Source organism: Micromonospora lacuserhaii (assembly GCF_036902735.1).
Lineage (GTDB): Bacteria > Actinomycetota > Actinomycetes > Mycobacteriales > Micromonosporaceae > Micromonospora.
Window position 1 is genome coordinate 87,242 of the sequence record NZ_JBAKHO010000011.1, and the last position, 21,131, is coordinate 108,372.

25 protein-coding genes are annotated in these 21,131 nt (G+C 73.9%); 12 read left to right on the forward strand and 13 right to left on the reverse strand.

Going from position 1 to position 21,131, the window contains the following annotated elements:
- Positions 1-841: 841 nt before the first annotated feature.
- Together V6U81_RS10640 and V6U81_RS10645 are read left to right on the forward strand one after the other, a co-directional pair.
- Complete coding sequence (locus V6U81_RS10640; RefSeq protein ID WP_334487372.1) at positions 842-1,021, forward strand: hypothetical protein; 180 nt, start codon at positions 842-844, stop codon at positions 1,019-1,021.
- A gap of 340 nt (positions 1,022-1,361) precedes the next feature.
- On the forward strand, positions 1,362-1,670 hold the full coding sequence (locus tag V6U81_RS10645) for a hypothetical protein (protein WP_334487374.1): 309 nt from the start codon (positions 1,362-1,364) through the stop codon (positions 1,668-1,670).
- 48 nt (positions 1,671-1,718) lie between these two features.
- On the opposite strand, the gene V6U81_RS10650 is transcribed toward V6U81_RS10645, so the two are convergent.
- Positions 1,719-2,357 (reverse strand): SAM-dependent methyltransferase, encoded by a 639-nt coding sequence (locus V6U81_RS10650; protein ID WP_334487376.1) that lies wholly within the window; start codon positions 2,355-2,357, stop codon positions 1,719-1,721.
- The gene (locus V6U81_RS10655; protein WP_334487378.1) at positions 2,323-2,901 is read right to left on the reverse strand and encodes an alpha/beta hydrolase; all 579 of its coding nucleotides are present in this window, start codon (positions 2,899-2,901) and stop codon (positions 2,323-2,325) included. The genes V6U81_RS10650 and V6U81_RS10655 overlap by 35 nt, the downstream gene beginning before the upstream one ends.
- Before the next feature lie 182 nt (positions 2,902-3,083).
- On the opposite strand from V6U81_RS10655, the gene V6U81_RS10660 reads away from it, so the two are divergent.
- Positions 3,084-3,470, forward strand: a complete 387-nt coding sequence (locus V6U81_RS10660; protein WP_334487380.1) for a VOC family protein — start codon at positions 3,084-3,086, stop codon at positions 3,468-3,470.
- 152 nt (positions 3,471-3,622) lie between these two features.
- On the opposite strand, the gene V6U81_RS10665 is transcribed toward V6U81_RS10660, so the two are convergent.
- Both V6U81_RS10665 and V6U81_RS10670 read right to left on the reverse strand, forming a co-directional pair.
- Positions 3,623-4,516 (reverse strand): aminoglycoside phosphotransferase family protein, encoded by an 894-nt coding sequence (locus V6U81_RS10665; protein WP_334487382.1) that lies wholly within the window; start codon positions 4,514-4,516, stop codon positions 3,623-3,625.
- Between the two features lie 6 nt (positions 4,517-4,522).
- Positions 4,523-5,272 carry an alpha/beta fold hydrolase gene (locus tag V6U81_RS10670; protein WP_334487384.1) on the reverse strand — a complete coding sequence of 250 codons (750 nt, stop codon included), beginning with the start codon at positions 5,270-5,272 and terminating at the stop codon, positions 4,523-4,525.
- A gap of 152 nt (positions 5,273-5,424) precedes the next feature.
- On the opposite strand from V6U81_RS10670, the gene V6U81_RS10675 reads away from it, so the two are divergent.
- On the forward strand, positions 5,425-5,964 hold the full coding sequence (locus V6U81_RS10675) for a DUF4240 domain-containing protein (protein ID WP_334487385.1): 540 nt from the start codon (positions 5,425-5,427) through the stop codon (positions 5,962-5,964).
- A gap of 187 nt (positions 5,965-6,151) precedes the next feature.
- Here V6U81_RS10675 and V6U81_RS10680 read toward each other — a convergent pair whose 3' ends face one another.
- On the reverse strand, positions 6,152-6,679 hold the full coding sequence (locus V6U81_RS10680; protein WP_334487387.1) for a hypothetical protein: 528 nt from the start codon (positions 6,677-6,679) through the stop codon (positions 6,152-6,154).
- A 294-nt stretch (positions 6,680-6,973) separates the two neighbouring features.
- Here V6U81_RS10680 and V6U81_RS10685 point away from each other — a divergent pair, with 294 nt between their 5' ends.
- The gene (locus tag V6U81_RS10685; protein WP_334487389.1) at positions 6,974-7,783 is read left to right on the forward strand and encodes a class I SAM-dependent methyltransferase; all 810 of its coding nucleotides are present in this window, start codon (positions 6,974-6,976) and stop codon (positions 7,781-7,783) included.
- A 42-nt stretch (positions 7,784-7,825) separates the two neighbouring features.
- Here the strand turns inward: V6U81_RS10685 and V6U81_RS10690 are convergent, their stop codons facing one another.
- Positions 7,826-8,704 (reverse strand): NAD(P)-dependent oxidoreductase, encoded by an 879-nt coding sequence (locus V6U81_RS10690; RefSeq protein WP_334487391.1) that lies wholly within the window; start codon positions 8,702-8,704, stop codon positions 7,826-7,828.
- Between the two features lie 161 nt (positions 8,705-8,865).
- Here V6U81_RS10690 and V6U81_RS10695 point away from each other — a divergent pair, with 161 nt between their 5' ends.
- The 4 genes from V6U81_RS10695 (at position 8,866) to V6U81_RS10710 (ending at position 12,707) form a co-directional block, all read left to right on the forward strand.
- A complete protein-coding gene (locus V6U81_RS10695; protein ID WP_334487393.1) occupies positions 8,866-10,044 on the forward strand; it encodes a sensor histidine kinase in 1,179 nt (392 codons plus the stop codon).
- Positions 10,034-11,230 carry a hypothetical protein gene (locus tag V6U81_RS10700; RefSeq protein ID WP_334487395.1) on the forward strand — a complete coding sequence of 399 codons (1,197 nt, stop codon included), beginning with the start codon at positions 10,034-10,036 and terminating at the stop codon, positions 11,228-11,230. The genes V6U81_RS10695 and V6U81_RS10700 overlap by 11 nt, the downstream gene beginning before the upstream one ends.
- Positions 11,200-11,916, forward strand: a complete 717-nt coding sequence (locus tag V6U81_RS10705) for a response regulator (RefSeq protein WP_334487397.1) — start codon at positions 11,200-11,202, stop codon at positions 11,914-11,916. Before V6U81_RS10700 ends, V6U81_RS10705 begins: the two co-directional genes overlap by 31 nt.
- A 74-nt stretch (positions 11,917-11,990) precedes the next feature.
- Positions 11,991-12,707 carry a hypothetical protein gene (locus V6U81_RS10710; RefSeq protein WP_334487398.1) on the forward strand — a complete coding sequence of 239 codons (717 nt, stop codon included), beginning with the start codon at positions 11,991-11,993 and terminating at the stop codon, positions 12,705-12,707.
- Here the strand turns inward: V6U81_RS10710 and V6U81_RS10715 are convergent.
- The 3 genes from V6U81_RS10715 to V6U81_RS10725 all read right to left on the reverse strand — a co-directional run bounded on the left by V6U81_RS10715 (position 12,662) and on the right by V6U81_RS10725 (position 15,082).
- Positions 12,662-13,657 (reverse strand): GlxA family transcriptional regulator, encoded by a 996-nt coding sequence (locus V6U81_RS10715; protein WP_334487400.1) that lies wholly within the window; start codon positions 13,655-13,657, stop codon positions 12,662-12,664. The genes V6U81_RS10710 and V6U81_RS10715 overlap by 46 nt on opposite strands.
- A gap of 5 nt (positions 13,658-13,662) precedes the next feature.
- Positions 13,663-14,238: an isochorismatase family protein gene (locus V6U81_RS10720; RefSeq protein WP_334487401.1), complete on the reverse strand. Its 576-nt coding sequence runs from the start codon at positions 14,236-14,238 to the stop codon at positions 13,663-13,665.
- A 94-nt stretch (positions 14,239-14,332) separates the two neighbouring features.
- Complete coding sequence (locus V6U81_RS10725; RefSeq protein WP_334487402.1) at positions 14,333-15,082, reverse strand: lysophospholipid acyltransferase family protein; 750 nt, start codon at positions 15,080-15,082, stop codon at positions 14,333-14,335.
- A 126-nt stretch (positions 15,083-15,208) separates the two neighbouring features.
- Here V6U81_RS10725 and V6U81_RS10730 point away from each other — a divergent pair, with 126 nt between their 5' ends.
- Both V6U81_RS10730 and V6U81_RS10735 read left to right on the forward strand, forming a co-directional pair.
- A complete protein-coding gene (locus V6U81_RS10730) occupies positions 15,209-15,856 on the forward strand; it encodes an alpha/beta hydrolase (protein ID WP_334487404.1) in 648 nt (215 codons plus the stop codon).
- Between the two features lie 54 nt (positions 15,857-15,910).
- Positions 15,911-16,273: a VOC family protein gene (locus tag V6U81_RS10735; protein ID WP_334487406.1), complete on the forward strand. Its 363-nt coding sequence runs from the start codon at positions 15,911-15,913 to the stop codon at positions 16,271-16,273.
- A 25-nt stretch (positions 16,274-16,298) separates the two neighbouring features.
- On the opposite strand, the gene V6U81_RS10740 is transcribed toward V6U81_RS10735, so the two are convergent.
- Positions 16,299-18,359: an amylo-alpha-1,6-glucosidase gene (locus V6U81_RS10740; RefSeq protein ID WP_334487409.1), complete on the reverse strand. Its 2,061-nt coding sequence runs from the start codon at positions 18,357-18,359 to the stop codon at positions 16,299-16,301.
- Positions 18,359-18,730 (reverse strand): SCP2 sterol-binding domain-containing protein, encoded by a 372-nt coding sequence (locus V6U81_RS10745; RefSeq protein WP_334487411.1) that lies wholly within the window; start codon positions 18,728-18,730, stop codon positions 18,359-18,361. The genes V6U81_RS10740 and V6U81_RS10745 overlap by 1 nt, the downstream gene beginning before the upstream one ends.
- 151 nt (positions 18,731-18,881) lie before the next feature.
- On the opposite strand from V6U81_RS10745, the gene V6U81_RS10750 reads away from it, so the two are divergent.
- Positions 18,882-19,988: a DNA glycosylase AlkZ-like family protein gene (locus tag V6U81_RS10750; RefSeq protein ID WP_334487413.1), complete on the forward strand. Its 1,107-nt coding sequence runs from the start codon at positions 18,882-18,884 to the stop codon at positions 19,986-19,988.
- Positions 19,989-20,066: 78 nt separating this feature from the next.
- Here V6U81_RS10750 and V6U81_RS10755 read toward each other — a convergent pair whose 3' ends face one another.
- Complete coding sequence (locus V6U81_RS10755) at positions 20,067-20,483, reverse strand: CBS domain-containing protein (protein WP_334487415.1); 417 nt, start codon at positions 20,481-20,483, stop codon at positions 20,067-20,069.
- Between the two features lie 107 nt (positions 20,484-20,590).
- Positions 20,591-21,031, reverse strand: a complete 441-nt coding sequence (locus tag V6U81_RS10760) for a PPOX class F420-dependent oxidoreductase (RefSeq protein WP_334487417.1) — start codon at positions 21,029-21,031, stop codon at positions 20,591-20,593.
- Positions 21,032-21,131 lie beyond the last annotated feature (100 nt).

The window sequence follows — 21,131 nt, forward strand, 5'->3', positions numbered from 1 at the left end:
GCCAGCGCCGGCCCGTCGTACAGCCATCCGTACAGCCAAGCCCGCCCGCTGACGCCGACGCTGCTCGACAACGACGGAGGGGCTGACCAGGAGCGTCATCACGTGACCAGCCATCCGCGATCTTCTTCTAAGAGGCGCACCCACGTCGGCCGCAGCACGTCCGTCCGCAACCCTGCTACGCAGACGGTCTCTCCGTACTTCTCTGACGGGTTCGGTGCAGCCTTGACAGTGATCAGGAGTTGTAGCCGGGCGGTGCGGTTGTCGGCAGGTTTCGGGTCGGGTCCGGCCTCACTGGATCCGAAGAGCGACATCTGGGCCACGCGCGCCTCCAGCCAAGATAGCTATAAGTAGTCGTCAGATCACACAAGGGATTCAGGTTCTCATGGAATCGACGGGCACGCATAGAGGCCAAGTGCGTGGCACGTGGCGCGAAGTGCAGGCTGGCTCTCACCAACAAAGCTGAGAGGGTGACGAATGTGATCGCGTCACCAGCTTCGCCGACGTCGGCGATCGACGGCATTGACATCGGCCCGCGCCGCTCCGATCATGACTGCCGTGCCGAGTGACCTCTGGGTGTCCATGACCTCACTTGGCGGGGTGGTCCTGGGCGGTGGCCTGTCCTTCTGGGTGCAACGGGCCACCCAACGCTCGGCGGAGCGGGCGGAGGAACGCCGGCAGGAGTTGGCGCTCACCGAGGTCGCCGTGCGGAACGGCTGGCCCAGGTGCAGAGCTTTGTGGAGGTCACCGCCGAGGCCGAGCGGTGTGCCTTCAACCGTCCCGCGACGTGGTCCGCCGGCGACGAGTGGGAGGTCCGGACGCAGGCGGTCATGAACGCGTCTGGGTGGCGGAGCGCATGATCCGCCTGATGTTCCCGCTCCCGGTACACGCCGCGGCGCGGGCGTACTTCTTGGATTTGAACCTGGTTGTCTGGGAAGGGCTGCCGGACGGCGAGAGCGTCCGGGACTACCTGGAGGACAACCGGCTCGCCTTCCTGGATGCCGCGCGGGCAGCAGTGGACTGACCATCGGCGCGGCCGGCGGGCGCGCCCGCAAAGCGGGCGACTCCGTCGGGCGGCGGTCTCGTGCCAGAGTTCTTCCCGGCCGGGGTGGCACCCTTCTCCGGCCACGACCTCTCAGCCGGTGAACCGCTGGAGGATCGCGACGATGGCATAGACCATTCCCACCCAGGCGGCCACCTGACCGACGCGGAAGAATGCGGTCCCGGCCTAAAAAAATGTGATCCTCGCGCGCTGCTCAGCCTCGTCTGGGTTCATAACGACGCGCCTCCACGTCTCGGTGCCCCGGTCTGACGCTGATCTTGCCGGATCATGTCCAGTGGATGCCGGTCCCGAAGGAGGTCAGATGGAGACCTGGCGTTTCCTGGCCGCTGTCCTCATGAGCCTGACCCTGAGCCTCGTAGGGGTCGGCCTGGCCGCCAACTTTCGCGGCGTGACGCAGTGGCACGTGCGGCGGTCGATGTCCGTCGCGAGCGTGCTGCGACGCATTCCGCCGTGGCGCTGGCTACCGGATGCCCGGTACGACCAGCGCCTGGCACGTTTCGTCCTGTTGGAACGGGCGATCGGCGTAGCCTTCGCCGCAGTGGGGATCATGTTCTTGATTCTTCTCGGCTACGGCGTTCTGTCCGGTGAGCCGATGCCGTCGAGCCGATGACGAGGCAGCGCCCGGACGGAGTGAGCGGCCAGGGCGACATCCTTGCCGTCAGTGGACGAACTCGAAGACCGTTCCCGTGGCATCCAGGGGACGCGGTGCGCCGTCGAATCGGTGAACGCCCACGGAGAAGCGCACATCGTCCGGGGCATGGAACGCCTCCTCCACGAAACCGGCATCGCGAAACCATGCCCGGATCCTCGGCGTCAGGTCCGGCGCTCGCCGCGCCCGGGTCCAGATCACGGTGGCGCCCTCCGTACACAGCTGGGGCAGGGCGACGACGGTGCGCTCCACGTCGGCGTCGGAGATGTTGCCGAAGACCCCGACCATGAGCACCAGATCGGCCGGAACCGTTCCGACGTATGACGAGAGCCGGCCCGCGTCCGCCTGCCGCACCACGAGGTTGGCGAGCCCCGCCTGGTCGGCCGCGGCCCGGGCGGCGGCCACGTTGCCCGGGTCGTACTCGAGCAGCGTCCCGCGTACCCGCTGGGCGTCGGGCCGTGCGGCGAGGACTCCGATGAGGTCATGGCCCTGCCCGGCGCAGGCGCTCACCACAGTCAACCGCTCGTCCGAGCGCTGGTCGAGCCACGAGGCGATGTGCTGCTGCACCAGCCGGAGCCGGCGGGACAACGGAGAGCTTTCATCGGCGTACGCCTCATGCCACGCCTGCCAGTGCGTCCGGGTGGTCATCAGGAGCATCCTGCCAGAGAACCCGGTCGAGGAAGTCCTCCACCGCCGTAGCCATCTCGCCCAGCACCGCCGCTGACCTCGCGAGCGGCCCCGGCAGGCGAAGCCCGTGATCGGCACCCTCCACTTCGTACACGTGCGGCGACAGCTCGCGGGCCAGACCCGGGCGCCAACTGCTGTCCGCCGTACCGCCGATCAGAAGGCGGGGCGCGCTGGCCCGGCGAAGTCCCTCGACCACCTCCGGGCGGTGCAGCAACGGCGTGATCCAGATTGCGGGCAGTCCGTGATCGGCGGCGAGAGCAGCGGCGAGGGTGCCCAGCGAACTGGCGATGATCAACGGCTGGGGCAGGCCCCGCAGCGCCGCCGCTATCTGCGCGACCGCCCACGGACCACGCGCCTGCGGCTCCGGTGGCACCTCGCCGCTCCACGACACGTGGTGCAGCCGGGCGCCGCGCGCCCGCGCCGCATCGACAGCGAAGAACTGGTGGGGCAGGTGCCAGCAGCCACCGCTGCCCGGAATCACCAGGGCCGTTCGTTGCGCCGACATGACATCCTCCCCGCGGCGGGAACCCTGCCGACGACCCCCTCGTCGGGCCGTCGCCCTGGGATCCATCGCCGACGGCAACCTACCCGGCGCCGTGGCCGGCGGGTGCCCCTTGGCTGCGCACGGGCCACGGGGGCTGCGCGCACGGGCCCACGAGCGCCTGATCCCCCGCTACATTGATGGGCATGTTCGTCACGGGGTTGGTCAATCTCTACACCGCCGACATCGAGGCCGGGGTCCGCTTCTACCGCGATCTCCTCGGCTTCGAGGAGACCTTCCGCACCCCGCGCGAGGGCGTTGCCGCGCACGTCGAGCTTCGCCTGAACGGGTTCACCATCGGTCTCGGCACGGTCGAGGCGGCCAGGAACGTGCACGGGGTGGAGGCCGCACCGGGCAGCCCGGCGATGGCCCTGGTGGTGTGGACCGACGACGTCGACGAGGCCTACCGCCGACTGGTGGCCGCCGGCGTTTCCGCGCTCCAACCCCCGCACGACTCCGGCAACAACAACCGCAACGCCCTGCTGCGCGACCCCGACGGAAATCTCGTGGAGATCGTCGCCAAGCTCTCGTGAGCCCGGGCGCTCCCCGGTCACCTGGCACCATGGCCTGGTGGAGGTCCACTCCGTCACGGCACCCGAGGGGGCCGGCTGGCAGCGCGTGCCGCCCGGCACCTCGGTCGAGTCGAGCCTGGCCGCCGCCGAGGCCCGCTGAGCCGCGCGGGCCGTCAGTCGTCGGCGAGGACCTGCGCGAGAGCGTGCGACACCTGGCGGATCATGCCCGGATTGGTGTCCCAGTAGTACGGCATGGCCATGACGGCCTGGAAAAGCGCCCAGCCGCGCCCGCGCAGCCAGGACGCGTCGTCGGCGCCGACCTCCGCGCGGAACCGCTCGCGGCTGCGGCCCGCGAAGACGTTCCAGGCGGGTTGCAGGTCGCAGGCGGGATCACCCACGTTCAGCCCACCGAAGTCGATCACCGCCGAGAGGCGCCCGTCCACCACGAGCAGGTTGCCCGGCAGCAGGTCACCGTGCAGCCATACCTCCGGGCCGTCCCAGGCCGGCGCGTCGAGCGACTCCTGCCAGGAACGGAGGGCGCGGTCGCCGTCGATCCGGTCGCCGAGCTGCGCTACCGAGCGGCGTACGGACTCGTCGAACTCGGCCAGCGGCGATCCCCTGCCGCCGGGCCGGCGGGGAAAGGCGCCGGCCGTGTCGATCCGGCGCAGCGCGAGCACGAACCCGGCCAGGTCCACGGCGGCCCGGTCCAGGTCGGTGATGGTGCCGTTGGCGTTCTCGCCGGGCAGCCACTCGCACACCGACCAGGCGAACGGGTAGCCCTCCCCGGCACGCCCCATCGCCACGGGTACGGGCACCGCGAGCGGCAGGTGCGGGGCGAGCTTCGGCAGCCACTCCGCCTCTTTGGCCGCCTGCCCGGTCGCCCAGCCGATCCGGGGTAGCCGGGCGGCGAGGTGCTCGCCGAGTCGGTAGATGTCGTGGTCGGTGCCGTACGAGTCGACCTGACGGATCGGCAGGCCGGCCCAGTGCGGGAACTGCCCGGCCAGCAGGCGACGGACCAGTTCGGCGTCGGTCTGGACCTCGTCGGCGTGCATCTTCATCGCGGCCATCGCCGGTCAGGCTCCCAGGAACTCGACGAGTAGCCGGTTCACCTCGTCGGGGCGTTCCAGGCTGGGCAGGTGACCGGCCCAGTCCAGTTCGAGATGACGGGCGCCGGCGATCCGCTCCGCCAGCCCGACGGCCATCTGGCGGAAGTCCACCAGGTCGTGCGCGCCGGAGACGAGCAGGGTACGCGCCGTGATGGTGGCGACGTCGAACTCGGGCCTGAGCTGCGGGAACTCCTCGGTGGCGGCGAGCTGCACCTCGAAGGCCCGCTGCTGCATCCGGCGTACCTGCTCCCGGGTCGCCTCGTCGGCGTACGGCCCGAGCCAGGTGTCCACGTTGAGTGCGGTCGCGCCCGCGACGTCGCCGGCCTCGAGCAGTGCGTCCTCCCGCTCGCCGACGGCCCGGAGTTCGGCGCTCGGCTCGTGCCCCGTCGACGCGGTGCAGAGCAGCGCCAGCGCGGTCACCCGCCCGGGCCAGCGGGCGGCGACCTCCAGCGCGACCCGGCCGCCGCCGGACGCGCCGACCAGCGCGGCCTCCTCGACTCCCAGTTGGTCCAGCAGGTCGACGACGTCCTGGGCGTTGTTGTAGGGGCCGTCGGGCACCGGCGTTTCACCGAAGCCGCGCAGGTCGCCGCGCACCACCCGCCAGCCGGCCTGGACCAGGGCGGGCACCTGCGGCTCCCACATCCTCCGGTCGCAGACCGTGGAGTGCAGCAGAACAACCGTCGGGCCGCTCCCGGCCACGTCATGTGAAATCGTCATCGCGGCCAGGGTAGAGATCGGGCGTTCGGCGCTCATCCGAATTTCCGGCGCCGTGCGCGGGGAGGGTCGGGACAGGCCGTGGCTGGACGGGCCGCAGCACCCCGACACATTTCCCTACGGCGATGTCGGACGCTCCCGCTACGGTCGCCGCCATGACGGGAACGGACGAGATGACCAGGATGCCGACGGCCCAGGACGAGGAGCGGTTCTGGGCTCTGGTGGAGGCGGCGTGGGCGCGGCTCGGCCCCGAGGCGGCGACGCAGCGCCGCGCGCTGGCCGAGCGGGATCCCGACGATGACGGTGACGACGAGTACGCCGTCGACGCCTGGCTCGATCCGTTCCTGGGTCAGCTGCGCGAGCTCTGCGTCGACCTCTCCGCGCGGGAGTTGACCGACCTCGACCGGGTGGTGGAGCGCAAGCTGTACGACATCGACCGGGCCGACGTCCAGGAGGTCACCGACGGCTCCGACGACGGCTTCCTGTACGCCCGGGGCTGGATCGTCGCGCTCGGCCGCGACTACTACGAGGCGGTACGGGCCGACCCGGCCATGGCGGTGCTGGACGCCGACTGCGAGCAGATGTGCTACTTCTTCGCCCACCTGCACGAGGAGCGCTTCGGCGGGTGGCCGGAGACCGGCTCGGGCATCTCCCGGGAGACCGGCGACAATGCGGCCGGCTGGGCTGAGGACTGAACGCCGGAGAACCCGGCAGAGCGGCGGCCGTTGGGGGGTACGGCCGCCGCTCTGGCGCGCTCCCGAAGGGGGCGCGGGTTCGGCGCGCGTCGCGCGGACGGCGGGGGGGGTGTCGTCCGTACGACGCGGCCGGGCCGACGCGGGGCGGGAACGGGGGGGTGGGAGGGTGCCCCGCCCGGCGTCGGAGTCAGCGGGTGGTCGGCGTGCTGGTCGGCTTGTGGCCGCCACCGGGGGCGTCGGTGTGCGTGCCCGCCGTCGGGAGGGTCTCCGGCTTGCCGGCGGAACGGCTCGGCACCGCGGTCGGGCGGGTCGACGGCCGGGTGGAGGGCTTGCCCTTGGCGGTGGCCAGCAGGGCGTCGCAGTAGGCGGCAACCTTGTCGGTGCCGCCGGCGGTGGTGATCAGCACGGTGAAGGCGGGGTTCTCCAGCGCCTTGCCCGGGTTGTCAGTGGCCTTCGCGGCGTACGCCCGGCACAGGCCGACCAGCGACGGCGAGGGCGTGCCCTTCCCGCCCGGAGCGGCGGACTCCCCGCCCTTGTGGTCCTTGTCGGCGGGGGCGCCGGTGGCGTGCGCGGACGACGTGGCGCTCGTCGTGGTCAGCGGGTTGGGCAGGGCGCCGTTCGCGGCGGCGAGCGCAACTCCGCCGGTGGCGGTCACGGCGAGCACCGTGGCACCGGCCTTGAGGGTGAGCAGTTTCGCCAGGGCGGTCTGAATCATCGATATCTCCGGTCGTGGGGGGCGAGACGCGGAGCTGCTGATCGGGGCGCCTTCCGATCAACAACCTTCCGTGCCCCTCAGCGCCGTGCCCCCGTGAGATGTCACACGGGCCGGCGAGCGCCGGTCAGGTCACCGACGCCGGCAGCCCGAAGGCGCGAAACACCGCCGAGACGGGGGTCGGCGGTCGAGGTTCGCCACAACTGCCCGGCGCGACGGGGCCGGTACCGCCCGCACCGGCGGGCGGGGCCGGTAAACCGGGTGACGGTCCGGCCCGGCTCGGTCCAGCATCGACGGATGATCGCGATCCGACCGCCCGAACCCGATGTCCGCCGCTACTACACGGAGGTGTTCGACGAGGCCGGGCGGCTGGGCCGCAGCCCGCAGGGGCGGCTGGAGGAGCTGCGTACCCGGGAACTACTGGCCCGGCTGCTGCCCCCGCCCCCGGCGACGGTCCTCGACCTCGGCGGCGGTCCCGGCGCGTACGCCGGCTGGCTGGCCGCCGCCGGGCACCCGGTGCACCTGGTCGACCTGGTCCCGGCGCACGCCGTGGCGGCTCGCCGCGACCACCCGGTGGCCAGCGCCAGCGTCGGCGACGCCCGGCGGCTGCCGTTCACCGCCGACGCCGTGGACGCCGCCGTGCTGCTCGGGCCGCTGTACCACCTGACCAGCCGGGCCGAGCGGGTCGCCGCGCTGCGGGAGGCCGCCCGGGTCACCCGCCCCGGCGGCCCGGTGCTGGCCGCCGCGATCAGCCGGAACGCCCCGCTGATCGACATGGTCGGCAAGGGCCGGGTGGACGACCTCACCCGCCCGACGCTGCTGGACTCCTACGCCACGGGAGTGAACGACTCGGTCAACGGCTTCACCACCGCCTACTTCCACCGGCCCGAGCAGCTCGTCGACGAGTTCACCGCCGCCGGGCTGCCACGGCCCACCGTGTACGGCATCGAGGGTCCACTCTGGCCGGTGCTGAACGCGCTCGACGTCGGCGAGGAGACCCCGCTGTTCCGGGAGGCGCTCGGGTGCGCGCGGGCGTTCGAGACGGACCCGGCGGTGCTCGGCGCCAGCTCCCACCTGCTCGCCGTGTCCACGGTGGTCGCCGGCTGACCGGTCAGGCCGGTCGCGGGCAAGGGCGGGCCGGCGGATCGATCAGGCGTCGCGCATCCATACCGGCAGGGCCCGGGTGTCGTCCTGGCCGCGCCCTGCCGCGTGCGCCGACTCGCCGACGGCCCGCGCGGCGTCGACCAGCGGCAGCCGGGGTTCCACGTCGAGGCAGAGCCGCAGGTCCTTGGTGAGCATGTCGACGGTGAAACCGGCCCTCTCCGGCGGCCCCTGGTCGAGGATCGGGCGTACGGCCGGGAACGCCGCGCCGAGCGGGCCGTCGCCGACCAGTTCGGCCACCACGTCGGCGGGCAGGTCGAGGCGGTCGGCGAGCCGCAGCGCGTCGCCGATGCCGGCCAGCGCCAGGCCCAGGGTGAGGTTGCGGACCAGCTTCGCGGCGCTGCCCGCCCCGGTGGGGCCGACGTGCCGCACCTTCGCCGGGTCGCCCCAGAGCTCCAGCAGGGGGCGGGCCGCCTCGACATCCTCGGCCGCGCCCCCGGCGAGCACCCCGAGGGTGCCCTCGGTGGCCGGGCCGACCGAGCCGTAGACCGGCGCGTCGACGTGCCGCAGCCCGCGCCCGCGCAGCGCCTCGGCGGCGCGTTTCGAGGCGTCCGGGCCGACGGTGCTGGCGTCCACCACGAGGGTGCCGGGGGCGGCGCCGGCGACCACCCCGTCGGGGCCGAGCAGCACGGCCTCCACCGCGGCCGGGTCGGCGAGCATCAGCACCACCACGTCCCGGTCGGCGGCGGCCTCGGCCGGCGTACCGGCCACGGTGGCGCCCGCGGCGGCGAGCGGGTCGGCTTTGCCGGCGCTCCGGTTCCAGACGGTCAGGTCGTGGCCGGCGTCGAGGACGTGCCGGGCCATCGGGGTGCCCATCCGGCCGAGTCCGAGGAAGGCGACCCGTGGCCGCCGCGCTGCGTTGGTCATCCTCGCAGTCAACCGCACCCGGCGGCCGCCCGTCGGGCAGAACCGCCAGCGACGCGCCGCGTACCGAGGGTGATCGCCGTGCGGCTTTCGTGCTATTCTCCGGCGTCGATGCACCGCCGTGCGGACCCGGACGGGTCGCTGCCCGAAGGACACCCTCCCCGATGTCGGCCGTACCCGCCCCGACCTCGTCGCCGTCGCTGCTGGATCGGCCGGCCGGCGGCGCGTTCCACCGCATCTTCACCACCCTGCCGGCGCTGCTCCGGCTCACCTGCGGGCTGGTCGGCGCGGCGGCCGCGCTGGCGGTGCGTACCCCGCCGGTCCGAGCCGGCCTGCTGCTGGCCACGGTCGCCGCGCTCACCGGCTGGTCGGTGCTCTACGCCGTCCGGGCGCTGCGCCGCGGCATCGGCCCGGCGCTGATCGCCGGGGACGTCACGCTCACCACGGCGGCCTGCCTGCTGATCCCGTGGCTGGTCGCGCCGGAGGTGCTGCCCGGCGAGGGGAGCTGGATCGCGGTGCTGGCCAGCACCACCGTGATCAACGCACAGGCGACCGCGCCGGCCCGCTGGTCGGTGCCGTTGGGGCTGGCCGTCACCGCGGCCTACGTGACCGGTGCGCGAGCCGCCGGCAACCCGGTCGAGGCGGGCGCCCACGCGGCGACCCTGCTCGGGCAGACCGCTCTGGCGGCGCTGATGACCGGGGTGATGCGCCGCTGGATCGGGCGGGCCGACCGGGCCTTCGCCGACTACCAGGTGCTGCGCCGGGACGCGCTGGTCGCTCGGGCGGCCCGCGCGGCGGAACGCCGGCAGAACCGGGACCTGCACGACACCGTGCTGGCCACGCTCACCATGGTGGGGCTGGGCGCGGTACCCGACGGATCGTCCGCGCTGCGCGCGCGGGCCGCCGCCGACCTGCGTACCCTCGTCGGTCTCGCCGACGCCCGGTCCACTCCGGACGACGGTCCGGTCGCGGTCGAGGAGCGGTTGCGGGAGGTGCTCGCCGGCCACCCGGAGCTGCCGGTCGCCGCCGAGCTGACGCCCTGCACGGCGCCCGCCGAGGTGGCCACGGCGCTGGCCGACGCCACCGCCGCCGCGCTGGCCAACGTGGCCCGGCACGCGGCGGGATCGACCTGCGTGCTGCGCCTGCGGCCAGACGCCGGCGCCCTGGTGGTCGAGATCGTCGACGACGGCCCGGGCTTCGACCCGGCCACCGTCCCGGCCCACCGGTACGGGCTGCGCGAGTCGATCCGTGCCCGACTGGCGGAGGTGGGTGGACGCGCGGAGGTGACCTCCGCCCCTGGCGCCGGCACCCGGATCAGGCTGGACTGGCCGAATGTCGGCTGACCTCGGCGCGGCGCGGGTGGTCGTACCCCGGGCCGGGCCGGCCCGGACGAGCGGTGAGCGGCCCGCGACCGGTGCCGGCCCGGCGGTGGACGTGGCCCGCGCCTCCGACCGGGGCGCCCGCATCGCGGCCGTCGTGATCGCGCTGGTGTGGCACCTCGCGATCGGCCTGCCGGCGCTGCTCGGCGCCGGGGCCGCGCTGGCCGCGCCGGCGGTGGTCGGTGCCGGCTGGCTGGTCGCGGCCGCGGCCGGCGGGTACGCCGGGGCCCGGCTGCTGCGCGGTCCCCCGCTGCCGGTCGGGCCGCTGGTCGCCGTGCTGCTGGCGGTCGACGCGGCGGTCTTCGCGGCGGCCGGGGAGCGGCAGCTCTTCACCGCGGCGAACTGGGTGTGGAGCGGGCTGGGCTGGTTCTTCGTGGTGGCGCTCTGGGGGCGCCGGATCCGCTGGCTGGTGGCCCTGCTCGCCGCTCACTCGCTGATCGCGCTCGCCGCAGTGGTGGGCCTGGGCGCCACCGCCCCCGCCGACCTGACCCGGTACGCGATGTACGCCTACGGCGTCTCGTCCCTGCCGGTGGCGGTCTTCACCGGCGCGGTGGCCATCTCCGCGCTCGCCCGGCAGCGCGCCGACACCGCCGCGGCGGCCCTGGCGGTGGCCGCCGAGCGGGACGCCGCCGAACGGGCCCGGGAGGAGCGGCGGGCCCGGCTGGCCGCCGTCGGCGGGGACGCCGAGGCCGTGTTGGCCGAGCTGGCCGACGGGCACGCCGACCCGGCGGACCCTCGGGTGCAGCGGCGCTGCGTGCTGGCCGCGGCCCGGCTGCGCCGGTTGATCGCCGAGTCGGACGACGTGCCGGACCCACTGCTGCACGAGCTGCGCGCCGCCGCCGATCTGGCCGAGCGGAACGGCCTGCCGATCGAGCTGGTCGCGATCGGCGCTCCCCCGCCGCTGCCGGTGCCGGTCCGCCGTCGGTTGGCCGACCCGCTCACCGCCGCCCTGGCCGACGCGACCGGGTGGGCCCGGCTCACCGTGGTCGCCGGCTCGGACGAGGTGACGGTCAGTCTGGTGACCCCCGAGGTGGACGGCCCGGAGGCGACCGGGCCGCCGGTGCCCGCCGGCGCGGACGGTCAGGTCGAGTACGTGCACGAGCGGGACGGGGAGATCAGGTGGACGCAGACCCGGTGGCGCAGGACGTGAGCGCGGAGCGCCCGGTCGGGGTGTCGATCGTGGACGACCATCCGGTGGTCGTCGACGGGGTACGGGCCTGGCTGTCCACCGAGCCCCGGCTGCGGGTGCTGGCCACCGGCGACGACCCGGACGCCGTGCTGCGGGCCGCGCCGGACGCCGACGTGATCCTGCTCGACCTGCGGCTGCACGGGCGGATGGTGATCGACAAGCTGGCCGAGCTGAGCGCCGCCGGCCGGCGGGTGGTGGTCTACTCGGAGCACACCGATCCGGCCACCATGCTCGCCGCGCTGGACGCCGGGGCGGCGGCGTTCCTGGCCAAGCACGAGGGGCGGGAGCACTGCGTGGCCACCGTCCTGGCGGCGGCCAGCGACCGCCCGTACGTGCCGCCGGCGCTGGCCGGGGCGATGGTGGGCGACCCGCGGCCGGACCGGCCGGCGCTGTCGGACAAGGAGCGCGAGGCGCTGCTGCTGTGGTTCCAGTCCATGTCCAAGGCGTCGGTGGCGCGCCGGATGCGGATCAGCGAGCACACCGTGAAGCAGTACGTGGACCGGGCGCGGATCAAGTACACCCGGGCCGGGCGACCGGCGGCCACCAAGGCGGCGCTGCTGGCCCGGGCGATCGAGGACGGACTCGTCCGTCCGGAGGAGATCGGCATCTACCGGTCGCAGGCGGCTGCCGACCGGCCGACCCCCTAACGGGTGTCATGACAGCCCCGGCGGGGTCGGCGAGGCTTACCGGCAGGAGACCAACTGCCCGGGAGGTCGTGCCGATGCGCGAGGACGCGTCCCCGTTCTTCATCGCACCGCACCGCTTCGACGCGCCGGACGACGAGCTGCGGCCCGTGCTGGACCGGAGCCATGAGCTGGTCCCGGAGCCGGGTGAGCGGGTGCTCGGTCGGCTCCGGGTTCCGGTGGCGGGGTGCCTGCTCAGCCTCACCGGCGCGCGCCGGCACTGGGCGCTGCCGGTGCCGGCGACGGTGACCGTCACCGACCGGCGGCTCGCGTACGCCTGCACCGGCGGGGAGCTCTCCGTGGTCGCCGGGCGGGGCGACCGGACGTACGCCCGGCACCGGCGCGCGGTCCGGCTGCCCCGCCTGGTCAGCGGCCAGGTCCGCTGGCAGTGGCCGTCCCGGCTGGAGCTGTCGGCCGACGCGCCGGCGGAGGAGGGCGACGCGGAACTGCTGATCGTCTGCGACGCGCTGCGCACCATCCAGCAGCCGACCCTCGCGCTGGCCGGCCCGGCCGGGACGATCACCGAGCTGGCCCGGCTGGTCCGCCGGTCGGTGGCCTGGTTCCGGTTGGCCCATCCGGAGCTGGTGGAGCTGGCGCCGCCGGAGCGGGACGTGCTGATCCGGCGAACCAACGCCGCGCCGCTGAGCGGTGAGGCACGGGTGACGCTGCCCGGCTCGCTGCCGGTGGAGTTCCTCTCCCGGGAGGACTACTACCGGACCCCGGAGCCGTCGACCCGCGGCGTGGTCGGCGGCTGAGTCGGCGGCGGGGCCGCAGGCGCGGCCGACGACCCGGTCGGCGGCCGGGTCCGGGCCCGGAGCCGGCGCAGCATCCGCGCGTCGGTGAAGCCGACCGCGCGGGCGGCGGACTCGACGGTGGCACCGTGCCCGATCAGGTGCTCGGCCCGCTCGACCCGGAGCAGCTGCTGGTAGCCGAGCGGCGTCAGCCCGGTGGCCTGCCGGAACAGCCGGGTCAGGGTGCGTTCGGCGACGCCCACGGTGGCGGCCAGGTCGGCCAGCGGCAACGGCTCGACGAACCGGCTGTCGATCAGGTCCTGGGCCCGGTGGATCGCGTCGGACAGGTGCGAACGGTGCCGCATCATCGCGCTGGCCTGCTGCTCGTGGCCGTTGCGCCGGGCGTAGACGACCAGGGTGCGGGCGACCCGGGCGGCGGCGGCCGGGCCGTGCCGGGTGGCCACCAGGTGCAGCGCCACGTCGATGCCGCTGGCGATGCCGGCCGAGGTGACCACCCGGTCGTCGACCACGTGCAGCACATCCCGGACCACCTGCGCGGCGGGGAAGGCCCGGGCCAGGTTGTCCTGCACGTCGTGGTGGGTGGTGCAGCGCCGCCCGTCGAGCAGGCCGGCACGGCCGAGCGCGAACGCGCCCGCGCAGACGCTGGCCACGGTGCCGCCGCGGGCGTGGTGGTCGGCCAGCCGCCGTAGGTCGACCGGGCCGACCGGCCCCGCCGGGCCGTGCGCCCGCAGCCGCCAGCCGGGTACGACCACCAGGTCGCCCTGGTCGAGTTCGGGCCACTCGGTGGCCGCGCCCAGCGCCACGCCCTGCACGGTCGGCACGGTCGGCCGGTCGGCGACGTAATGCAGTTGGTAGTCGTACCCGTCGTCGGCGGCGGCGGAGAAGACCTGCGCCGGGCCGGCCAGGTCCAGCAGGTGCAGCTGCGGGACCAGCAGGAAGACGACCCGGGCCACCGCGGTCAGGCGTCGACGGTACGGACGGTGGCGAACCGGCCGGCCAGCGCGTACTCGGTCCGGGCGATCATCTCGTCGGTGCCGAGCGTGCGCGGGTCGGCGAGGATCTCCGCCCAGGTGGCCGAGGCCGGCAGGTCCCGGTGCGGGGTCGGGAAGGTGACCGTCGCGTCGGTCACGAAGGTCATCTCGTAGCCGAGGTCGCAGCCGACCCGGGTGGTGGTCTCCACGCACTGCTCGGTCCGGATGCCGCAGACGGTCAGCTCGCGGATGCCCGCCATGGTGAGCAGCTGCTGCAGGTGGGTGGTGGTGAAGGCGTTGTGCGAGGTCTTGGTCAGCGTCGGCTCCCCGGCGCCCGGGACCAGCCCGTCGATCAGCCGGACGTGGCCGAGCGCTGGGTCGAAGACGTCATCGGTGCCGGGCTCGGCGTGCAGGACCCAGACCACCAGGTCGCCGCGCCGCCGGGCCGCGTCCACCAGCCGGTTGACGTCGTCGACGATGTCGGGGTTCGAGGCGTACGCCCAGCTCGGGCGGTGGCGGAAGGACTCCTGGACGTCGATCACGATCAGTGCTGCTCTGCTCATGCGGTAGATCCTGGCCGGGTGGACGCCGGGGCGGCAGACACCATCCTGCCCGGATGCGGAACGATCCGGCCACCCGCGCCGCTCGACCGGCTGGTCAGGAGGCGGCGGGCCGGCGGGGGCGCCGGTCCAGCTCGGCGGCCTCCTCCAGGGTCGGCGCGGTGCCCCCCAGGTGGACCGGGAGCCACCAGGAGTCCTCGGGGCCAGCCGGCTTGTCCGGGTACTCCTGCTGCGCCCGGTCGACCAGCGCGGTGAGGCGGCTCTTCAGCTCGGCGGTCATGGCGTTGGCGTCCGGGTACGCCGCCGGGTCCATCGGGTCGCCGATCAGGATGGTGATCGGGGTGTGCCGACGGGTCAGCGTCTTCGGGCGGCCCTTGGTCCAGAGCCGCTGGGTGCCCCAGATCGCCACCGGCAGCAGCGGCACCTCGGCCTCCTGCGCCATCCGGGCCGCCCCGTTCTTGAGCTCCTTCACGGTGAACGACCGGCTGATCGTCGCCTCAGGAAAGAGGCCGACCACTTCGCCGCGCCGCAGCGCGCCCACCGCGGAGCTGTACGAGCCGGCGCCGGCCCGGCGGTCCACCGCGATGTGCTTCATGCCGCGCATCAGCGGGCCGGAGATCCGGTGCGCGAAGACCTCGTGCTTGGCCATGAACCGGACCAGCCGGCCGGACTCCTGCGCGCCGTAGCCGCAGAAGATGAAGTCGAGGTAGCTGACGTGGTTGCTGGCCATCACCGCACCGCCGGTACGGGGGACGTGGTGGGTGCCCTCGATGGTCAGGCGCAGGTCGAGGACCCGGAACATGGTCTTGGCGGCGGCGATCACGGGCGGGTACACGAGTTCCGGCATCTGCCAACTTTACCCCGCGTAGGTTACGCAACCGTAGGGGCGATCGTTGCCTGGCTCGACCGCCCGGCTTCTGCCCGTGGCAGAGCGGGCTTCCGGAGCGCCGGCACCCGCCGGCACGATGGCGCCATGACGGCACGCGGGGTACTGCTCTGGATCCACGGCGGCGGATGGCGGGGACGGTCGGCGGAGGACGGCGCGGCGCTGACCCGGCTCGGGCTGCGGGTGGTGGCGGCCCGTTACCGCTTCGTCGACGAGGCCCGCTGGCCGGCCCAGCTCGACGACGTACGCGCGGCGGCCCGGGCGGCCCGGGACGCGGCGGGCGGAGGTCCGCTGCTGGTGGGCGGCGACTCGGCCGGCGGCACCCTGGCCCTGCACCTGGCGCTGCGCGGGATCGACCGGCCGGACGACGTGACGGCCGGGCTGGCGTACTGGCCGGCGGCCGACCCACTGGCCGACGACTGGCGCCAGCTTCGGGCCGACGACGACCCGTGGGCCGGGCTGATCGGTCACCCGCCGACCGCCGGGGACCCGGCGACCGTCGACTCGACCGTCGCCACCCACCTCGGCAACCGGGTGCCCGTGCTGCTGGTGCAGGGCGCCGGCGACACGGCCGTTCCGGTCAGCCAGGCGGTGGCCCTCACCGGCGCGCTGCTCGCGGCCGGGCATCCCACCCACACCTGGATCACCCACGGCGGGCACGCCCTGCCGCTGGACCGGCCGGACGTCCTGGCGGCCACCGCCGCCTTCCTCGACACCGTGCTCCCGCCCGGCTGACCTGCTCCGTCATCACCCAGTCGACGGGCCGGACGGGCCGCTACCGTCAGTGCCATGCCGGAGCTGCACGCCATCGTGATCCACTGCCGTGACCCCTACGTCATGGCACCGTTCTGGAGCGTGGTCACCGACCTGCCGGTGGCGGCGGAGGACGAGCCGAAGCTGGCCGACCGCTCGCTCGCCCCGGGTGAGTCGGTGCTGCTGCGCGACCCGCACCGGCACCGGCCGGACGTCTGGATCTCGCCCGTCGACGACCTGCCCGCGCCGGGCCGGATCCACCTCGACCTGATGGGCGACGCCGAGGAGCGGGCCGCCGTGCTGGAGGCCGGCGCCACGGTGGTCCGGGAGCTGCCCGACTGGACCGTCTTCGCCGACCCCGAGGGGAACGAGTTCTGCCTGCTCCCCCGCCGGCCGTGAGGCCGGCGGGAGAGCAGGCGTCCGTTCAGTCGCCCAGCCGGTGCAGGTCGAGCCGGCCCCGGGCGAAGGCGTCCACCCGGCCCCACCGGCCCGGGATGTCCAGCATCTCGATCCGGCCCATGCCCACCGGCAGCACCGGCTCGACCGCCAGGTGCCCCTCGTGCGGCTCCAGCCCGAGCATGGTCCGCAGCAGCAGCAGCGGAGTGCCGGTCGACCAGGCCTGCGGGCTGCACGCCGTCGGGTACTCCACCGGGAACTTGGTCTGCTCCCGGGGGTACCCGCCGAACGCCTCCGGCAGCCGCCCGTCGAAGTACGTCGCGGCGTCCAGGATGCCGCTGGCGATGGTGGCCGCCTGCTCGGTGAAGCCGTACCGGCGCAGGCCCCAGGCGATGAACGAGTTGTCGAAGGGCCAGATCGTGCCGTTGTGGTAGCCGATGGGGTTGTACCGGACCTCCCCCTCGGCGAGGGTGCGCACCCCCCAGCCGGTGAAGAGCCGCGGGCCGACCAGGTGCTGGGCGATCTTCTCCGCCCGGTCGTGGTCGACGATGCCGCTCCACAGCAGGTGGCCGATGTTGGAGCTGAGCACGGCGCACTGCCGGCCGTCCGGGTCCAGGGCGAGGGCGTAGTACTCCCCGTCCTCCACCCACCAGTCCCGGTTGAACCGCTCCTTGAGCAGCGCCGCCTCCCGCTCCAGCTGCTCGGCGTAGCCGGGGTCGTCCCAGAACTCCCGGGCCATCCGGGCGGCCCGCCGCTTCGCGTCGTACGCGTACCCCTGCACCTCGCAGGTGGCCCGGGGGAACGGCGGCAGGGTGCCGTCGGAGTAGGAGATCGAGTCCCAGGAGTCCTTCCAGCACTGGTTCTCCAGGCCGGTGTCGGTGTTGCGCCGCTCGTACCAGATGTAGCCGTTGCCGACCAGGTCCGCGTAGTCGTCGATCCACTTCAGCGCGGCCCGGCATTCCCGTTCCAGCTCCCGGACCAGCGCGACGTCGCCGCTCCACTTCTCGTACTCGTCGAGCAGGATCACGAAGAGCGGGGTCGCGTCCACCGAGCCGTAGTACGGCGAGTGCGGCTGCTCCTCGAACGCGGCCGTCTCGCCGTAGCGCATCTCGTGCAGGATCCGGCCGGGGTCCTCGTCCCGGAAGTCGTCGAACCGGGTGCCCTGCAACGCGGCCAGGATCCGCAGCGTGGTCTTGGACAGTTCCGGGGCGAAGGGCAGCGCCTGCAGGCAGGTGAGGACGCTGTCCCGGCCGAACATGGTCATGAACCAGGGCAGGCCGGCAGCGGGCAGCGTCTGGCCGCCGAGGGAGAGCGGCGAGAAGCGCAGCGCCGCGAGGTCCACCAGGCTGCGCCGGTAGGTGGAGGCGATCCGGCCGTGCTCGCTGTTCACCTTGGGGGCCTTGGCGATCCACTCCTCCAGGTCGTGCTGGAGGGCGAGGCGCTCGGTGCCGTGCACCCGCAGCCCCATCCGCAGGTCGCGGCCGCCCGGACCGACCGCGTGCGTCTGCACGTCGATCCCGGTCTCCCACTGCTCGTTCGGTTCCAGGTGCACCGTGTACGCGAAGCCGTTCCGGTCGTACCGGGCCGGCACGGACGAGCCGATCACCGTCTCCCGGACGAAGTTGCCCCGGCGGTAGCCCAGTCGCAGCCGGTCCGCCTCGACCTCGGTGTAGATCTCGCCCTTCTTGTTCAGGATCTCGTCCTTGACCTGGAACAGGTCGGCGAAGTCGGACCCGACGTCCATCCGGATCTCCAGGTCCACCGCCTTCTCGTCGTGGTTGAGGATGGTCAGCGTCTCCCGGAAGCTCCCGCCCACCGCACGCTCCCGGATGACCGACAGCTTGGCGTCGATGTAGTGGGTGGCCACTCCCGGCACCAGGAAGAACCGGGCCTCGTAGTACTGGAGGTCGTCGTAGGACAGGGCGTTGAGGCGACCACCGTTCACGGTGAGCACCCACCGGGACAGGAACCGGGTGTCGATGGAGAAGAGTCCGGTCGGCTCGCTCGGGGTCGCCTCGATGTCACCGGTGTCCTCGGAGACGACGAAGGTGTTGCCGTCCAGGATCCGAACCGTGTTGGTCTGCGCCATCACCGCACCTCCCGCTGGAAATGCCGGCGCGGCCCGTGCGAGTGGGGCGGACTTGGGAAGATCCGCTCCACCTGGACGACCAGCCGGGCGTCACCGGTCACCGTCATGTCCCCGCGCAGCAGCGCCGCCAGGCCGTGCTCCCGTCCGGCGACGAGGTCGTCGAAGAGCGTCGGGCTGGTCCCGATGACGGTGTCCGCCTCTCGGTCCTCCTGGCTCACCTGCAGCCGCCCCCGGTCGATTTCGAGCAGCCAGTGGGTGGTCTGTGCCCCCTCGTGCAGGTCGAACCGGAGCGTCCCGGAGGTCTTCGCCAGCAGCGGCTCGTAGCCCCGCCGGTCGAGATCCTCGAAGAATCTCGTGGTCGCGTCCACCATCGGAGCCTCTCCCCCCGTCGATCCATGGCACTGCCAGGTAGCGGGGTCCCCACCGGGCACCCGGTCAACCTCGCCCGAATCGGGTGAGGCGACGCCGCCGACCGTCGTACCGGCGCGGTAGCGTGCCGGGACAGGGCGGAAAGGAGGGCACATGGCGGACGCTACGCCGCAGGTCCACCGGGGTCAGGTGCTCGCCCACCGGGCGCGGGCCCAGCAGCTCCACCGCCCGGGCGGGCTGCGCCCGGCCGAGCTGACGGTGCTCGACATCGGCGTGCAGGACACCCCGTACGGCTCGGCCCGGCAGGCACTGGCCGCCCGCGGGGTCATCGACCTCGACGACGACCGCCTGACGCTGGTCTGGTCCACCCGGGGAGCGCCGCACCTGCACCGCACGGCCGAGCTGGCGACGCTGACCGCCGCGCTCTGGCCGCTGAGCGACGCCGACGCGACCCGCCGCATCGCCGGGCAGATCCGCGACGGCGCGCGGCTGGGGCGCGCCGCGTTCCACGCCGCGGCGGAGGCGTTCCGCGCGGTGGTCACCGCCCCGATGGCCCGGGGCGAGGTGAGCCGGGCGGTCAGCGCGCGGATTCCCGACGCGTTGAACTTCGACTGTCGCGCCTGCGCGTCCCGGCACGTCTCGGGGGGGCTGTTCCAGCAGGCCGGCCTGGCCGGCGGGGTACGCCTCGCGGTGGCCGGGCGGGCCGCCGCCCTGCTGCCGCGCGACGAGCGGCCGGCGCCGCCGGAGCGGGCCGCCGGCACCGACGAGCTGGTCCTGGCCTGCCTGCGGCTGCTCGGCCCGGCCACCGTCGCCGACATCGCCGGTTTCCTCGGCACGTCCCCGACCGAGCTGCGCACGGTGTGGCCGGCCGACCGGCTCACCGAGGTGCGGGTGGACGACCGGAGGGCCTGGGTCCCCGGCGACCAGCTCGACGCGCTGCGGGCGGCGACGCCGCTCGACGGGGTGCGGCTGCTGCCGCCCGGCGACCCCTTCCTCCAGGCCCGCGACCGCGACGTCCTGGTGCCCGAGCCGGCCCACCGGGCCGAGCTCTGGCGGGTGCTCGGCAACCCGGGAGCCGTGCTGGTCGACGGCGAGATCCGGGGCACCTGGCGGGTTAAGCAGGCCGCCCGGGGCCGGTTGGAGCTCACGGTCGCCCCGTTCACCGACCTCCCGAAGCGCGCCGTCTCGCAGCTCGAGGCCGAGGCGGAGACGGTACGGGTCGCCCGCGCCGCGTCCGAGGTGACCGTCAGGTTCGACTGAGCCGGCGCTCCCGGCCCGCTGGACGAGCGACGCCGGCCCCGGGAATCCAGGGGCCGGCGTCGTACCGCGGCGGACAGGTCAGTTGTTCGGTTCGTCGGCGCTGATGTCCGCCAGCACCGACTGGGGTTCGCGCTCCACCGCGAGGTCGCCCATCGACACCAGGCCGACCAGGCGGCCGTCGTCGATCACCGGCAACCGGCGTACGGCGTAGGTGCGCATCAGGTCGGCCGCGGCGACCGCGTCGTCGTACTGGCTGACCGTCTTCACGTCCTTGGTGGTGACCTGGTTGAGTCGGGTGGTGTTCGGGTCCATGCCGTCGGCGACGCCCCGGACCGTGATGTCCCGGTCCGTCACGATGCCGACGATGCTGTCCCCGTCGGTCACCACCACGTCGCCGATCGCACTGTCCCGCATCTCCTGCGCCGCCGCGGTGAGCGTGTCGTTGCCGTCCATCGTCACCAACCGGGTCGTCATGAATTCTCCGACCGTTGTCATGGTGCTCCCCTCTCGGTGTCGGCACGCCCCGTCTACCCGCCGCCCCCGAGCAGGTAACGCCGACCTGTGTGGCGGTGCGGCCGCTGGCGCGGGTCACCCCGTCCGGGTCAGCCGCGCGGCGGCATGCCGTAGACCCGCTCGACGTGCAACCGCAGCACCAGCCGCCCCTCGGCGACCATCGCGGCCCGGAAGTCGTCCCAGTCGGGGTGCTCGCCCTGGACCGTCCGGTACAGCCCGACGAGTTCCTCCACGGTCGGGTCGTCCGGGCGCTGCGCGACCGGGGTCAGCTCCGCCCGCGCCTCCGCCACCGCGTACGCCCAGCCGTCGTCGCTGCTGACGTGGAAGCTGGCGCGGGGGTCGCGGCGCAGGTTGGCGGTCTTGGCCCGGCCGTCGGTCACCGAGACCCGGATCAGCCCGTGCTCCCGGTCGAAGGAGTAGACCACGTTGGACAGTTGCGGGCGCCCGTCCCGCTTGATGGTGGCCAGCACGCCCAGCCAGCGGCCGGCGATCAGGTCGGTCAGCGCCTGGGTGGTCTCGTCGTCCGCCATGTCGTCCTCCAACTCGTCGGTCCCGGTGGCTCCATCCCACCGCACCGGCGCCGCGGCGCGACGCTGCCGCGCGGCGCGGCGGACGACGCATCCGTCACGG

Excerpts from the sequence above, each read along its gene's own strand:
- V6U81_RS10645 (WP_334487374.1), top strand. The coding sequence starts at position 1,362 with ATGGAGACCTGGCGTTTCCTGGCCGCTGTCCTCATGAGCCTGACCCTG.
- V6U81_RS10650 (WP_334487376.1), bottom strand. The coding sequence starts at position 2,357 with ATGACCACCCGGACGCACTGGCAGGCGTGGCATGAGGCGTACGCCGAT.
- V6U81_RS10655 (WP_334487378.1), bottom strand. The coding sequence starts at position 2,901 with ATGTCGGCGCAACGAACGGCCCTGGTGATTCCGGGCAGCGGTGGCTGC.
- V6U81_RS10660 (WP_334487380.1), top strand. The coding sequence starts at position 3,084 with ATGTTCGTCACGGGGTTGGTCAATCTCTACACCGCCGACATCGAGGCC.
- V6U81_RS10665 (WP_334487382.1), bottom strand. The coding sequence starts at position 4,516 with ATGGCCGCGATGAAGATGCACGCCGACGAGGTCCAGACCGACGCCGAA.
- V6U81_RS10670 (WP_334487384.1), bottom strand. The coding sequence starts at position 5,272 with ATGACGATTTCACATGACGTGGCCGGGAGCGGCCCGACGGTTGTTCTG.
- V6U81_RS10675 (WP_334487385.1), top strand. The coding sequence starts at position 5,425 with ATGACGGGAACGGACGAGATGACCAGGATGCCGACGGCCCAGGACGAG.
- V6U81_RS10680 (WP_334487387.1), bottom strand. The coding sequence starts at position 6,679 with ATGATTCAGACCGCCCTGGCGAAACTGCTCACCCTCAAGGCCGGTGCC.
- V6U81_RS10685 (WP_334487389.1), top strand. The coding sequence starts at position 6,974 with ATGATCGCGATCCGACCGCCCGAACCCGATGTCCGCCGCTACTACACG.
- V6U81_RS10690 (WP_334487391.1), bottom strand. The coding sequence starts at position 8,704 with ATGACCAACGCAGCGCGGCGGCCACGGGTCGCCTTCCTCGGACTCGGC.
- V6U81_RS10695 (WP_334487393.1), top strand. The coding sequence starts at position 8,866 with ATGTCGGCCGTACCCGCCCCGACCTCGTCGCCGTCGCTGCTGGATCGG.
- V6U81_RS10700 (WP_334487395.1), top strand. The coding sequence starts at position 10,034 with ATGTCGGCTGACCTCGGCGCGGCGCGGGTGGTCGTACCCCGGGCCGGG.
- V6U81_RS10710 (WP_334487398.1), top strand. The coding sequence starts at position 11,991 with ATGCGCGAGGACGCGTCCCCGTTCTTCATCGCACCGCACCGCTTCGAC.
- V6U81_RS10720 (WP_334487401.1), bottom strand. The coding sequence starts at position 14,238 with ATGAGCAGAGCAGCACTGATCGTGATCGACGTCCAGGAGTCCTTCCGC.
- V6U81_RS10725 (WP_334487402.1), bottom strand. The coding sequence starts at position 15,082 with ATGCCGGAACTCGTGTACCCGCCCGTGATCGCCGCCGCCAAGACCATG.
- V6U81_RS10730 (WP_334487404.1), top strand. The coding sequence starts at position 15,209 with ATGACGGCACGCGGGGTACTGCTCTGGATCCACGGCGGCGGATGGCGG.
- V6U81_RS10735 (WP_334487406.1), top strand. The coding sequence starts at position 15,911 with ATGCCGGAGCTGCACGCCATCGTGATCCACTGCCGTGACCCCTACGTC.
- V6U81_RS10740 (WP_334487409.1), bottom strand. The coding sequence starts at position 18,359 with ATGGCGCAGACCAACACGGTTCGGATCCTGGACGGCAACACCTTCGTC.
- V6U81_RS10745 (WP_334487411.1), bottom strand. The coding sequence starts at position 18,730 with ATGGTGGACGCGACCACGAGATTCTTCGAGGATCTCGACCGGCGGGGC.
- V6U81_RS10750 (WP_334487413.1), top strand. The coding sequence starts at position 18,882 with ATGGCGGACGCTACGCCGCAGGTCCACCGGGGTCAGGTGCTCGCCCAC.
- V6U81_RS10755 (WP_334487415.1), bottom strand. The coding sequence starts at position 20,483 with ATGACAACGGTCGGAGAATTCATGACGACCCGGTTGGTGACGATGGAC.
- V6U81_RS10760 (WP_334487417.1), bottom strand. The coding sequence starts at position 21,031 with ATGGCGGACGACGAGACCACCCAGGCGCTGACCGACCTGATCGCCGGC.